Source organism: Catenulispora pinisilvae (genome assembly GCF_015356865.1).
Lineage (GTDB): Bacteria > Actinomycetota > Actinomycetes > Streptomycetales > Catenulisporaceae > Catenulispora > Catenulispora pinisilvae.
Map to the genome: position 1 here is coordinate 1 of NZ_JAAFZA010000129.1, position 12,833 is coordinate 12,833.

At 71.7% G+C, this 12,833-nt stretch carries 7 protein-coding genes; 1 reads left to right on the forward strand and 6 read right to left on the reverse strand.

The annotated features are described in order from the left end of the window. Positions 1-131 precede the first annotated feature (131 nt). The 5 genes from IZR01_RS29585 to IZR01_RS52580 form a co-directional block, all read right to left on the reverse strand. The gene (locus tag IZR01_RS29585) at positions 132-914 is read right to left on the reverse strand and encodes a hypothetical protein (RefSeq protein WP_194894463.1); all 783 of its coding nucleotides are present in this window, start codon (positions 912-914) and stop codon (positions 132-134) included. 372 nt (positions 915-1,286) lie between these two features. Further along, positions 1,287-2,072, reverse strand: a complete 786-nt coding sequence (locus tag IZR01_RS29590) for a response regulator (RefSeq protein WP_194894464.1) — start codon at positions 2,070-2,072, stop codon at positions 1,287-1,289. Between the two features lie 112 nt (positions 2,073-2,184). Then, positions 2,185-4,140 carry a serine/threonine-protein kinase gene (locus IZR01_RS29595; RefSeq protein ID WP_194925766.1) on the reverse strand — a complete coding sequence of 652 codons (1,956 nt, stop codon included), beginning with the start codon at positions 4,138-4,140 and terminating at the stop codon, positions 2,185-2,187. A gap of 197 nt (positions 4,141-4,337) precedes the next feature. Beyond that, a complete protein-coding gene (locus tag IZR01_RS29600) occupies positions 4,338-4,697 on the reverse strand; it encodes a hypothetical protein (RefSeq protein WP_194894466.1) in 360 nt (119 codons plus the stop codon). 99 nt (positions 4,698-4,796) lie between these two features. After that, the gene (locus tag IZR01_RS52580) at positions 4,797-9,179 is read right to left on the reverse strand and encodes a type VII secretion EssC family protein (RefSeq protein ID WP_267254908.1); all 4,383 of its coding nucleotides are present in this window, start codon (positions 9,177-9,179) and stop codon (positions 4,797-4,799) included. A 232-nt stretch (positions 9,180-9,411) separates the two neighbouring features. On the opposite strand from IZR01_RS52580, the gene IZR01_RS29610 reads away from it, so the two are divergent. Further along, positions 9,412-10,734, forward strand: coding sequence for a sensor histidine kinase (locus IZR01_RS29610; protein ID WP_194925767.1), 1,323 nt, complete (start codon positions 9,412-9,414; stop codon positions 10,732-10,734). A 73-nt stretch (positions 10,735-10,807) separates the two neighbouring features. On the opposite strand, the gene IZR01_RS29615 is transcribed toward IZR01_RS29610, so the two are convergent. Further along, positions 10,808-12,745 (reverse strand): WD40 repeat domain-containing serine/threonine protein kinase, encoded by a 1,938-nt coding sequence (locus IZR01_RS29615; RefSeq protein ID WP_194925768.1) that lies wholly within the window; start codon positions 12,743-12,745, stop codon positions 10,808-10,810. Between the last annotated feature and the right edge of the window lie 88 nt (positions 12,746-12,833).

Genomic DNA, 12,833 nt, shown 5'->3' on the forward strand with positions numbered 1-12,833 from the left:
CTCCCACCCCGACACTGATCCGGCGCCAGCCCCTGCCCCGGCACCGGTTTCAGTTCACAGCTATCAGCTCACTGAGCTCAATCCACGGACAAATCTCAGTTCACGCATAGGTCTCAAAGGTCGAGCACGGCTCACGGGTTCGGCGCGTCCCCCGCACCCAGCTGCGACACCGTCAGGTTGCCGTTCACCACCGGGGTCAGCGTCAGGCTCCAGTCCGAGTCGCTGAAGTCCCACGTGGAATCGGTCTTCGAGAAAGAGCACTGCCGCGTGAACTTCTGCGCGGCGCTGTCCCAGTCGGTACCGGAGGAGACGTAGATGTCGAAGGTGTCGCCCGGGATGTCGCTCAGCGTCGTGTTGGCGTTGCCCCGCACGTAGACCGAGGCGACCGGGGTCTTCGTCCCGACCTTGGTCAGCGTGACCACGGCGTCGGTGCCGGAGTTGTTGATGGTCAGCGAGCCCGGACCGTCGGAGTGCCGCAGCACCTGGCCGTTGCCCAGCTGCCGGGTCTGGTCGGCGATCGGCGCCGGCAGGAAGCCCGCGACGTCCTTGCCGTAGGCGGGGTCGACGGAACCCAGCGCGGTGGCCGCGTCCCGCATCGCCTTGGCCCCGTCCGAGCGGGTGAACTCGGCCAGCGCCGAGGCCGACGTGCACACCGCGGAGCCGACGTCGCTCGCCGTGGAGTCGGCCGAGGTCGACAGGGTGCCCAGCGCCGTCGAGAGCTGCTGGGTCGGCGCGGACAGGGTGTCCGGCGGGTCGCTGGGCAGCCCGCCGGACAGGTTCTGCGCGTCCGTGGACAGCTTGCTCAACGCGGTCTTCGCCGCATCCGGCGTCTCGGCGTTGACGACCGCCGCGACGTCGGGGGCCAGCTGCGCGTTCACGCTCGTCAGGCTCTGCTCGTAAGCCGCGGAGCTCATGACCGTGGGACTGGGCGGCGCCGACGGGGTGTCACCGCCGGAACCGGAGTCGCCGGACGAGCCCGAGTCCGTCGACTGGTCCGAGGAGCTGTTGTTCGAGCCGGAGCTGCCTGAGCTTCCGCAGGCCGCCAACGACGCGGCGAGAAGAAGACCCGCCAGGACGGTCCCGCCGACTCGGACCCGAGATCGCGAAGTAAGACTGTTGACCATTTCCGTACCCCCATCCCGCGAGACCGACGAACGTCCGACTCCTCGCGACTCGCAACGCCCGTGAGAGGAACGCTAATAGTCTCGCGCCGGGACCGGTCCTCCAAGGCGATATCGACGGTGTTGCGTGTTGCGATTCCGCAGTAAGGGAACGGGAATCCGCGGTCAGGCCTGAGGCTGCGGCTGCCCGGCGACCACCAGACCGGACTCGTACGCCAACACCACGGCCTGGGCCCGGCTGGAAAGGTGCAGCTTGGCCATCGCGCGGTTCAGGTGCGTCTTCACCGTGCCCTCGCTGACCACCAGCCGCTCGGCGATCTCGCCGTTCGACAGGCCGGTGGCGACCAGCCGCAGCACGTCGGTCTCGCGGGTGGTGAGCGCGGCCAGGGCGGCCCGCTCGGCCGACGACGGGCCTTCCGAACGCCGCGAGCGCGGGATGAGACCGGCCGGCGGCCAGTCCGCGGCGCCGCCGGGAATGCCTCCGGCGCCGGGACCGGGGCCGGCCGGCTCCACGTCGAGGCCGGTCGCCTTGACGTAGGCCTGCACCAGGCGGCGGGTCACCGCCGAGGAGAACAGCGTGTCCCCGTCGGCGACCGCCTTCAGCGCCGCGAGCAGGCGCTCAGGCGGGGTGTCCTTCAGCACGAAGCCGTCCGCGCCGGCCCGCAGCGCCTCGTACACGTACTCGTCCATGTCGAACGTCGTCAGGATCAGGATGTGCGGCAACTTCTCGGCGCCGGAGCCGAGGATCGCGCGGGTGGCGGCGATCCCGTCCATGTCCGGCATCCGGATGTCCATCAGCACCACGTCGGGCTCGGTCAGCGCGGCCATCGTGACCGCCTCGGCGCCGTTGCACGCCTCACCGACCACCTCGTAACCGGGGGCGGCCCGCAAGATGGCCGCCATCCCGGCGCGGATCAACACCTGGTCGTCGACGATCAGAACCTTGACCATCCGCGTCCGCCGCCCTGTCGATCCCTGAGGCGTCCCGTCGACGCCGCCACTGGCACTACCCCGAAGCTACCGGAGCATTCATGCTCATGTGTTAACAACCTGCTGAAGTCTGTCAGACGTTGCCGTCCTCGGACCACAGTTCGCTCGCGTCCCCGTTGCACATCGCCTCGACCACCGAACCGCCGGACGCCTTCAGGCACAGCATGTCCGCGGAGTTCTGAAGTTCGGTGCCGCCGCCGGAACCGCCGGTCTTGGACCACACCTGGGACAGATCCCCGCTGCAAGCCTTGACGCTCACACCGCCGCCGGAGCCGCCGGACAGACAGTTCCCACTGTCCCCGTTGACCAACTCCTCCTGCCCGGTGACCGCACCGAGCCCGAGGATCCCCGGCGCCTTGGACTGCCAGCCCTGGGTCTTGCTGTCGGCACAGGCCTGGAGCCCCGCACTCCCGGCGAGGCAGCTTCCGGTGGCCGAGTTCTGGAAGCGATGGTAGTCGGACGGCAGCAGCGGTCCGGTCGAGGAGGCCGTGGGCGGCGGGACCACCGGGACGCTGGCCCCGGTCGAGGCCGTGGTGGTGACGGTGTGCGTCGGCTCCGCGGAGGTCGAGTGGCGAGAGCTGGAGGGCGAACTGCTGGAGCTGGACCGCGCCGAGGACGTGCCGCTGGTGCTGCTCTGCGCCGCGGCGGAGCCGCTGGTCGCCGCCCCGGGGCTGGTCGCGGTCGGCGATTGGCCGGGACCGGCGGCGTTCTTGGAACCGGACGAGGAAGAGTCCTTCGACGGAACCAGCGCCCACGCGCCGACGGCGAGCAGGATGACGACCGCGACGAGCGCCAGCGGTTTGCCCAAGCCGCGCCGATCGCGTGCACCGCCGGCCACCGCGGTCCGCTCGCCGTATCCGCCGCGTCGCCCGCCGCGTCCGCCGTCGCCGGCCCGGCCGCTGTCCGGTCCTCGGCGGTCATCCGATCCGCGCCGGTCGTCCGGCCGACGCCGGCCCCCGCCGCCCCGCGGCCCGGGAACCACCGCGTCTTCGTCCACCCGGTCCGGCCGGACCATGGTGTCGTCCGGACGCGAGACGTACTCGTCGGCGCCGGAGTAGAGGTCCATGGCGTCGGTCATGTCGACCGAACGGGAGGGGTCGGCGAACCCGGGCGAGTCCGGCGCCTCCAGCGCGAGCCCGGCGGTCGCCGCGAGGGGGTCGGCCATCACCAGCGCGGTCGAGACCCCGTCCGGTATCAGGGCCCGAAGAGCGCGGCCGAAGCCGGCCGCGTCCGGGAACCGGTCGGCGGGCTCCTTGGCCATGGCCCGGTCGATGACTTCGGCCAGGCCGGGCAGGTCGGGGCAGTCCAGCAACGGAGCCGGTTCGCTCAGCGCCAGATAGATGGTCCGGCGTACGTCTTGTCCGGCACCGCCGAACGGGGGCCGGCCGGCGATCAGCTCGTACAGCGTCGAGCCGAGCGCGTAGACGTCGGAGGAGGCGGTCGGGACGCCGCGGGTCATCAGCTCCGGCGCGGCGTGCTGCGGGGAGAAGACGTCGAGCACCGAGGAGGAGTTGCTGGCGTCCAGCAGCCAGGACACTCCGAAGTCGGCCAGAGCCGGTTCGCCGTACCGGGAGACCAGGATGTTGTTGGGTTTCACGTCCCGGTGCAGCACGCCGAGGGCGTGCGCGGCGTGCAGGGCGTCGGCGATCTTCGCGCCGACCCCGGCCGCCTGGGCGCCGGTGAGCGGGCCGCGCCGGGTCAGCCACTGCTTCATGGACCCGCCGTCATACAGGTCCATGGCCAGATACGGCCGTCCGGAGGCCGTGGTCCCGGTGTCCAGCACGGTGACCACGTGCGGGTGGTCGCTGAGCCGGCCGGCCAGCCGCACCTCGCGCACGAACCGGCGCCGGGCGTCCTCGTCCGGGCCGACGATCGTCAGCAGTTTGAGGGCGACGTCGCGCTCGAAGGACTCCTGCACGGCCCGGTAGACCACGCTGAAGCCGCCGTGCCCGATGCGCGCTAAGTCCCGGTATCCCGGGACGTGCTCGGGCGTCTCCAGAACCGGAGTCGTCTGTGGCGCTGTACCCATCGAACCACTATGGCGTGTCATGACCTGCGTTCCCGTCCGTTCCACGACATCCGCGATATCCCCGGCAAAGCACGACGGGGCGGTGGCGTGGCGGCACGCTCTTTCCGTGCCGCCACACCACCGCCGTCGCCGGGTGGGTGCTTGCTGTTCAGTTCAGTCCGCTCGCTCGCTCCAACCGGCGCGTCAGGCCGGAAGTCTTACAGACCCGAGGTGAGGCCGTTGACCAGGCCGCCGACCACCGGCAGCGAGCCGACGACCGGCAGGCCGCCGCTGCTGCCGGCCTGGGTGACGTTGCCGAGCACGCCGCCGACCTGCTGCTGCAGCTCCATGAGGGTGGCGCGCACGGTGTCCAGCTGCTGCTGGGCCGCCGGCCAGATGGTGCTGCTGAACAGCGACGCCGCCGGGCCCTCCCAGACCGCGGGGTCGGTCAGCGCCAGGCCGTGCGAGGTGATCTGCGAGAGCACGTCGCCCAGCGGGCCCTGCAGGAGGTTGAGCAGCTGGCCGATGTGCAGGTGCGCTTCGGCTGTGACCTTGACAGTGCCGCCGTCAGTCATCATGACGCTCCATCTTCGTTCGTTCGGCGGATCCGCCTGGGACGGGGTTCGCCGGTTGGCTATTGGTACGCCTTGGAATCCCTCGGCGGTACGACCACAAAGTTAGGACCATCCAGTCGTCCGGTCGTCTAACGAGCGGTGTAATTCCGAGCTACCGCGTTCGTTATAGAAGTCGCCGGGTGTCGCCAGCACTAGTTGCACTCCCTCGATCGTGCCGTCGCAGATGAGGTAGCCCCGGCCGGGCAGCGGCGCCATCGGGCTGTGCCGCGGCAGCGGGGTGCCGAGCAGGTCGTGGTCCTGGTTGTGGTCCGGGACCAGCAGCACGCCGCAGCGTGCCTCCCGGACCTTCTGCGTCCACTGGCCGAACTGCCGGCGGATACCGTCGCTGCGGCCGGCGGCGATCACGTGCCGGCCGGGCTTGGCCAGGAACCGGTCGATCACCCCCAGGGTGTCGGTGACCGTGTCCGCGTCGTCAACCAGGAGGAGAGCTCGCTCGCCCGCGGACTCCAGGGCCCGGTCCAGCTCCGTGTACTCGGTGCAGCCGGTGACCGTCGGCGGCAGATCGCGCAGCGGCGAGCGCCGGGGCGCGAACGCCACCAGCGCCGGCGGCTCGGCGCCGGTCAGGACCATGTGCGCGATCGCGACCAGGGCGCTGCTGCGGCCCGAGCGCGGGGGTCCGGCGATGAGGCCGTGTTCGTGTTCGTGCAGCCGCAGGACGGCGGCAGCCAGGGCGCTGTCGGTGAAGCCGACCGGGATGGACCAGGGTTCGCCGCCGGTGGCGGCCGCGACCCCGGCCCGGCGCATCCGGTCGATCGGGATCACCTCGGGCAGCAGCCGGACCTTGTTGGCGGTGCGCGGCGCCCCGGTCCAGCGGGTCGCGACGCCGCTGACGGCGGCGGCGAGGTCGGCGCCGGGGTAGCCGATCTGCACGACCTGGCGCGTGGCGACGACCACGGCGCGGCCCGGCACCGCCGCGGGCACCGCGCGGCGCGGGACGTCGAAGCTGCCGTAGTCGGTGGCGTCGGCCAGGCGCAGCAACAGTTTCTGCCGGCTCAGGGCGCCCCAGGCGCCGGGGATCGCGCCGAGGCGGTCGCCGGTGGCGATGATGTAGAGGCCGACCGCGGGGCCGTCGGCGTAGACCCGTTCCAGGTCGTCCAGGACCTGCATGCCGCCGAAGTCCTTCTCCAGCTCCGAGCGCAGCGATCCGACGTTGTCGATGAGCACGATGACGCGCGGCGGTCCGGGGTCGTAGGGGTCGCGCAGGGAGCCGCCGGCCTTGCGGTTGTTCAGTTCGGCTCGCAGCATCTTGATCAAGCGGACCTGCCGGGGCCGGTCACCGGGGCCGATGTAGGCGCCGGTGTGCGGCAGGCCTTGCAGCGGGGCCAGGGCGCCGGAGCCGAGGTCCAGCACGTACAGGTGCAGGCGGTCGGGCGCCTCGGCGGCCGCCACGGACAAGGCGAGCGCCGTCAGCGCCGTGGTGGTGCCGGAGTTGACGCCGCCGTAAATCAGCATGTTGCCGACCGCCGGGTCCCAGCCGACCGTGTACTGCGCCTGCCGGTCGGGGTCGTCGAGCAGGGCGTACGCGGCCAGGCCGGTGCTGTCGGTCTGTAGGCCCTTGGCGGCCGGGCCGAGTTCGTGCAGCGGGATCGCGGTCGGCAGCGGGTCCGGCCAGGGCCGCCGGGGCTGCGCGAAGCCGGCCGAGTAGCTGGCGTGCTGCGCGGCCTCGACGAGCCGGGCCAGGTCGGTCGGCTGGCCGGCGGCGGTGAGCTCCTGGGTCGCGACCGCCCCGGCGCGCTCCCCCGATGTCAACCTGAAGGGTAGGAGGGACAGCCGGCCTGCGCCGTTGTCCACGGGAGTGACGCCGGTGGACAGCGCGGTCTGCACCGGCAGCACTTCCCCCGCGCTCACCCGGTAGAACCCGCGGCCCCACTGTCGGCTGCCGATGCTCGCGGCGACCGGGGAGTCGATGACGTCGGCGGAGTCGGCGCTGCTCTCCAGCCGCAGCGCCAGGCGCAGTTTGACGTTGTTCTTGATGGCGTCGTTGACCGAGCCGGAGGGCCGCTGGGTGGCCATCACCAGGTGCATGCCCAGACTGCGGCCCCGCTGCGCGATGCTGACCAGGGCGTCGACGAACTCGGGCAGGGCCTTGACCAGGGTGGCGAACTCGTCGATGACCACGATCAGGCGGGGCATCGGTTCCAGGTCCGGGCGTTGGGTGTCGCGCAGCCGTTGGTAGTCGCGCACGTGGCTCAGGCCCACGCCGCGCAGTGCGTGTTCGCGGTGCCGCAGTTCGGCTTCCAGGCAGCGCAGGGCCCGTTCGCCCAGCTGCTCGTCCAGGTCGGTGACCAGACCGACGACGTGTGGCAGCCGCGCGCATTCGTCGAGCGCGCCGCCGCCCTTGTAGTCGACCAGCGCGAAGGTCAGGTGCTCGGGGTCGGCGCCGACCGCGAGCGCGGCTATCAGGGTTCGCAGAAGCTCGCTCTTGCCGGAGCCGGTGGTACCGGCGAACAGCGCGTGCGGGCCGTCGTCGTCGAGGTCGACCTCGAACTCGCCGTGGTCGGTGACGCCGAGCACGGCGCGGGCCCGCAGGGTGCCGACCGTGCTGCGCCAGCGGTCGGCGAGGGCGGCGTCCAGGGCGCCGTCGAGGTGCAGCAGCGGCAGCAGGTTGATCCGGTCCGGCAGTCCGGCGCCGGCCGCCTTGACCTCCGGGTCCTCGAACCGGGCCAGCGCCCGGGCCACGGCGCGGGCCCGGGGCCGGGTCATCCCGGCGACCAGGACGTCATCGACGCGCTGGCCGGAGGCGACGCGGTGCAGCCGGCCGAAACCGTCGGCCGAGACCGACAGGACCTCGGTGCAGACCGCGGGCAGGCGACGGGTGAGGACGATCCCCGCGACCGGTCCGGCCTGGCCGCCAAGCAGGTCGCGCAGCGCGCACGGCCGGCCTTCCAGCAGCGTGGCGCCGTCGACGATGAGCAGCAGGGTCGGCATGCCGGCGGCGGAGGGGTCGGCGGAGCGCCCGGCGCCGTAGCCGCCGGGACCGGCGTTCGCGTCGGCGAGTTCGGCCAGCAGGCTGCGGGCCAGGGTCTCGCAGTGTTCGGCGCCGACGGCGACGTAGCGCGAGGCCCCGGAACGCGGGTCGGCGCCGTGCGGGAGCCACTTGGTCCAGTCCCAGTCGGCGATGCGGTCGTCGTCGGCGAAGACCGCGACCGCGACGTCGGCCGGACCGCTCTCGGTGACCGCCTGGCACAGCAGCGACCGGGCCGCGGACAGGGCCGCCGCCCGGTCGCCTTCCAGGCCCAGGACACCGCCGTCGGCCAGTTTCACGGCCACCGGGACCTGGTTCAGCCAGGAGGCCTCGGAGATGGCGTCGGCGATGGCCGGATCAGGTTCCTGATCCGTACCGGTGCGCCGGCCGTGATCCACCGGCGGTGCCCAGCTCTGGTCGGCCAATCCGGCGGACAGGCGCAGGAAGTCGGCCGCGCCGCGGCGGCGTTCCCAGAGCCGAAGGCCGGGAACCGAGGCGCGGTAGAGGACTTCGGCCGGGTCGGGGTAGTCCTCGCGCCGGCGGTCTTCCTCGCCCTCGCGGCGCTCCTGGAGCTCGTCGTGGACCTCGGTCAGCCGCGCCACGTAGTCGCGCTTGCCGCGCCGCAGCCCGACCCGGCCGCGGGTCCGGTCCTCCATCTGGGTGCCGATCATCATGATCGGGCTGAAGATCGCGAACAGCGCGAAGGCCGGGTTCTTCATGATCATCACCATCACGGCGGCCAGGATGATCGGCGCGACGATGGTGGTGACCCGGAACGGCTGGGAGTTGGAGCGCTTCGGCGCCTGCGGCAACTTGATCGGCGCGCTCTCGGCCGCGGCGGCCAGGCGCGGCGCGCGGTTGAACGGCAGGGTCCCGCCGGGGCCGGCTTCGTGGGCCGGGTTGACGTACTGGACCGGGCCCAGGTCGGTGGCCGGGAGGATCCGGAACGGCACCCGGCCGGCCGCGGAGACGATGTCCTGCGGGCCGACGCGCGCCGGCCCGGTCAGGCGTTGGCCGTTCACGTCGGTGCCGTTGCGCGAGCCGAGGTCGCGGACCCGGACCAGGCCGTCCCGGGTGACGTCGATCTCACAGTGCAGCCGCGACAGATCCGGGCTGTCTATTCGGACGTCGGCCTGCTCGCCGCGGCCCAGGCGGTAGCGGCCGGGCAGCAGCGGCACCGAGAGGCCGGCGTCCAGGCCGCCGATGACCCGCAGCACGAAGCCGCGGTCGGACATCGTGCCGGTGTCGGTGTCCGGGATCACGGTCAGCGAGACCTCGGAACCCGTGACGAGCCCGGACGCGCTCAGCGGGGTGGCCGGCGCGGTCGGCCGGCCGTCGATCAGCAGGGCGCCGCCGTAGCCGCCCAGGGCGGTGGCCAGGTCTCCCACCACCGCGTCCTGGCGGCCGAGCCGCAGCTCCATATCGCGTTCGACCCCAGCGTCCCGATGGACGAACCTCATCGCCTGCCACCCAGTTTTGTTCCCAACACTTACACCGCACGACGCTACGCGACCGTGCAAAGGTCCAGGGTTCCAGGCCGGATCGGTCCGCCGCGTTACCCCTGAGTTGACAATCAAGATCCGATCTCTATCTACCGCAGCAGGTCCGGCTACCGCAAAGGTTTACCCTCGTTCGGCTGAAACCCGGCCCCAACTGAGGACAAAGCCCGGATGTGCTCCCTAGTTTGGCTGGATGCTCCGCATGCACGACGCCGCGAAATCCCTGGCGTCGATACCCCGCCCGGCCCAACTGCCCCCGCTGCTGGCGGATCTCGCCATCGCCGCGGCCGGCACCTGGATCGCGGTGGCGACCTCGGTCAAGCCGCATCCCGCGCTGGCCTCGCACGGCGGCCGGCACATCGACGGCATCGCGATCACACTGATCCTCGCGTTGGGCGCCGCCTTGATCCTGCGGCGGCGGTTCCCCTTATCGGTGCTCGCCGCCTGCGCGGCCCTGACGGCCGGTTACGAGGCGTACAACTACCGCCTGGGCCTAACCCAGGCCCTGTTGCTGCTCGCGATGTTCACGGTGGGGGCCCGGCTCGCGCGGCCGTGGGCGGCCCTGGCGGCGGCGGTGACTTATGCAGAGCTCTTATTCGATCACTTCCGCTCGTGGTCCGGCTCACATCTGTGGATCTGGTTGGGCACCGCGTTGTGGGTCACGGCCGTGGCGCTGATCGCTGACGGGGCCCGGCAGCTGGCCGAGAGCCGCGCGCTGTTGGCCGCGTACAAGGAGCAGGAGCAGCGCAAGCACCGGGACCGCGAACAGCGCGCGGTGCTGATGGAGCGGATCCGCATCGCCCGGGAACTGCATGACGTGACGGCGCACCACCTGTCGGTCATCGCGGTACAGGCGGGCGTGGCGCGGTTCGTCATCGACAAGGAGCCGGAGACCGCGGACCAGGCGCTGCGGGCGATATCGGAAGTCGGGAGCGAGGGGCTCGCGGAGCTGCGGCGGCTGATCAGCCTGCTGCGACCGGACGACGACGAGGGCGCGCGGGCCCACACCTCCGACCCGCCCGCGCCCGGGATCGCGCAGCTGCCGGTGTTGATAGAGCGGGTGGGCCTGTCGGGCACGCCGTCGCGCTACACGGTGGCTGGACGGAAGCGCACTTTGCCGGCCGGGATCGAGCTGTGCGTGTACCGGGTGGTGCAGGAGTCGCTGACGAACGTGTTGAAGCACGCGCCGGGATCCTCGGTCGAGGTGCGCCTTGAGTACGAACCCGACGTCGTCCGGGTCACTATCACGGACACCGGAACGCACCCGGTCTCAACCCGGCGCTCGGGCATCCCGGCGGCGGCGATAACGCAGGCGTCGCGGCACAGCGGGTCGGGGGTCGGGCTCACCGGGATGCGTGAGCGAGCGGCGCTTTACGGCGGGGAGCTCTCAGCGGGACGGACGCTGGACGGGGGATTCGAGGTGGCGCTGACGCTGCCGGTGGAATCGGCGGAGATGGTGGAGGTCGAGGAGGAGGCTTCAGTGCCGGCGGCCGGGGTCGCGGTGGCTGGGGCGTGAGGGTGGGTGCGGGCGGCTACGAGCCGCCCCAGATTCGACTACCGGATACCCGAGTTGTTCGGCGGGCACGCTGTCAGATCTTCGCCGGGAACTCCATCGCCGCGACCCGCGACGGTGTCGCGACGACGATCGCCTGTGCCGCTCCGGTACGCAGGAGGGCAGCGGCGAGGATCGGCTCGTTCGGCAGCGGCAACTCGGCCAGCAACTCGCGGGTACTCATGTCCCACAGCCGGACGCTCCGGCCGTGGACGTGCGTCACCCTCGGCCGTCCCGTGGGGTCGTCGAGGAGCAGAACGCCTTGTCCGGACAGTGCACCGGCGCCGGTGAGCGGCAGGTGCGTCAGCTCCTCGCCGGTGGCCGGGCGGTAGAGACTGATCCCAGCCGGACTGCTCACCGCGACGAGGGAGCCGGACTGCGACACCGCCACGCCGGTGACGATGCGGCGATCGTCGAACGTGTACAGAGTCCGGCAGGACTCGGCGTTCCAGGCGACGGCTCTGGCGCCCGGACGGCGAGCGTCGCCGTGCCAGCCGATGACGACGGAGTCGGCGGCGGAGGCCAGCCGCATCGGCTGGAAACCGCCGGGCAGCCTGCGCCACTGGCCGTTGCCGACCCGAGCAGCCGGTGCGATACCCGGCCCGGTCACCGCGACGCCGAGACGCCCGGCTGTCCGGAAGACAGTGCCGGCGGTGAACCGTTCGACCCGGCTGGGCAACGGGCCCAGCTCAGTGGGGCTGATCGTGTTGTTCACCAGATCGGCGAGAGCCAGGACCTGACGGGCCTGAGCGCGGTCCACAGTCAGGGCTGCCGCACCAGAGGCCATTCCCGGACCGAGCGTCAGCATGGCGTCGTCCCGCGACGGCGCCAACTCCAGCAGTCGGCGGTTGCGGTCCGCGGCGAACGGGATCTGGAGTGTCGCTTGCGACCAAGAACCGTGCAGGTCGTCCGTGCCCTGGAGGTAGATCGCGACCGACGGCTCGACGTAGTCGGTGACCGGGATCAGCCAGGCGCGTTCGATCCTCTGTCCCGGACCGCACATGAACAGCGAGTGGACCTCCGGCGCGCTTCCCGACGCGGACAGTCCTGAGGATGCTGCTTCCACGTGCGATGCCGCGCCGGCATGAGGCGCCCGCACCGCGACCATCGTCTCCGGTACGGGCTGCCGGTCGGCCTCGCCCGGCGCCAGAGCGGCCCGACCGGCCGCGGATCGAAGGATCCCGGCCGCCTCGACGGCATCGGGACGCTTCGCAGGGTCCTTGTCCAGGAGCCGGATCAGCAGCGGGGCCAACGGCCCGGCGTTGGCCGCGGGCTCGGGTGCCTTGGTGAGGATCGCGGCGTACAGGGCCGTGAGCGTCGGCGCGTCGAACGGCCGCCGCCCCTCGACCAGCGTGTACAGCATCGCGCCGAGCGACCACAGGTCGACGGCGGCCGTGGCCTCGTGACCCTCGATCAGCTCCGGCGCCATGTAGTGCGGCGTGCCGAGCGTCATGCCGGTGCGCGTCAGATGCGTGGCGGACTCCAGGACGCGGGCGATCCCGAAATCGGCGATGACCACACGTGATCCGGCCAGAAGCACGTTCTCCGGCTTCAGATCGCGATGGACGATGCCGCTGACGTGCGCATGCCCGAGCGCGTCGGCGACCACCATCCCGATCTCGGCGGCCCGCCGCCACGGCAGCGCACCGTGATCGGCCATCTCCCCGGCCAGTGATCCCCCTGGCACCAGTTCCATGACGATCCACGGGATACCGCCGTCCTGCACGACGTCGTGCACGGTGATCAGGCCGTCGTGCCGGAGCCGGGCGGCGACCCGGGCCTCGCGCACGGCCCGCTCGACGAGCTCGGCCCGCTCGTCGGCGGCGATGCCCTCGGGAATCGTCAGCTCCTTGATGGCGACGACGCGGTCGAGGTTGGCGTCGTAGCCACGCCAGACCCGCCCCATCCCGCCCTGGCCGATCAAGTCGTCCAACCGGTACCGGCCGCCGACCGCGTAGCCCGCTCCACCCGTCATCGATAGTTGAAGGTGCGGTGCTCGTCAGAGCCCGTATCCTTCGTCCCCCTTCATCGCATTGCAGCAGCACGCCAAACAGTAGCAACAC

What these genes read in the sequence shown, in the direction of transcription:
- IZR01_RS29585 (WP_194894463.1), bottom strand. Translation starts at nt 914, where the DNA reads ATGAGCTCCGCGGCTTACGAGCAGAGCCTGACGAGCGTGAACGCGCAG.
- IZR01_RS29590 (WP_194894464.1), bottom strand. Translation starts at nt 2,072, where the DNA reads ATGGTCAAGGTTCTGATCGTCGACGACCAGGTGTTGATCCGCGCCGGG.
- IZR01_RS29595 (WP_194925766.1), bottom strand. Translation starts at nt 4,140, where the DNA reads ATGGGTACAGCGCCACAGACGACTCCGGTTCTGGAGACGCCCGAGCAC.
- IZR01_RS29600 (WP_194894466.1), bottom strand. Translation starts at nt 4,697, where the DNA reads ATGATGACTGACGGCGGCACTGTCAAGGTCACAGCCGAAGCGCACCTG.
- IZR01_RS52580 (WP_267254908.1), bottom strand. Translation starts at nt 9,179, where the DNA reads ATGAGGTTCGTCCATCGGGACGCTGGGGTCGAACGCGATATGGAGCTG.
- IZR01_RS29610 (WP_194925767.1), top strand. Translation starts at nt 9,412, where the DNA reads ATGCTCCGCATGCACGACGCCGCGAAATCCCTGGCGTCGATACCCCGC.
- IZR01_RS29615 (WP_194925768.1), bottom strand. Translation starts at nt 12,745, where the DNA reads ATGACGGGTGGAGCGGGCTACGCGGTCGGCGGCCGGTACCGGTTGGAC.